We start from the raw sequence: 573 nt of genomic DNA on the forward strand, positions 1-573 counted from the left end.
CGCACCCGCACCGAGGCCTGCTTGTTGCCATCGGCCAGCGCGGCCAGCATGGGGCCTGACTCTCCCTTGGCGTGGGCCAGCAACCACTCAGCGGCCGTGAGAGCCACCGGCGCCCGGTCGCGCCGCAGGGCCTCGAATACGGCTTTACGACTGGCCGGGTAAGCCTCTGCCCCAAACGGCAGCGCCCGAATGGCACTCAGCCGCACGCGGTAATCAGGGTCTTTCGTGGCTAAGCGGGCCAATAATCTTGCTGGAGTGAGGGCTGGTGGATTAGCAGAATCCCGAAACTCAAGTGTCTGCGCCGGAACCGGAGCCGCAATTTTACCCAATGTGCTGACTGCCGCTGCACGCACAGCGTAGCTGCGGTCTTTTTGGGCCACGCGCAGCAACGTAGTTTCAGCCAATCGCCGCAAGTCGGCATCGAAACCGCGGGTTCGCGAAAGGGCCGTGGCGGCAGCCAGCCGGCCGCGAGCGGGCATTTTTGGTTCGTTCAGCAGCAATACCGTTCGGCGGATGCTCTCGGGCGAGGTGAGGCCGCGCAGGGCGGCGCGGCCCAGGCCCCAGGCCAGAGCG

The 573-nt window shown here is 66.1% G+C and carries 2 protein-coding genes; one reads left to right on the top strand and one right to left on the bottom strand.

Annotated elements, in window-relative coordinates; genetic code table 11:
- Nucleotides 1–242 (bottom strand): hypothetical protein (locus tag ACYVDE_RS25730; RefSeq protein ID WP_460504341.1); only part of this gene is annotated, 242 nt, incomplete at its 3' end.
- A gap of 129 nt (nt 243–371) precedes the next feature.
- Here ACYVDE_RS25730 and ACYVDE_RS25735 point away from each other — a divergent pair.
- On the top strand, nt 372–573 hold a 202-nt coding region (locus ACYVDE_RS25735; protein ID WP_460504342.1), incomplete at its 3' end, for a hypothetical protein.

The sequence above is a fragment of the Hymenobacter agri genome (assembly GCF_054778495.1).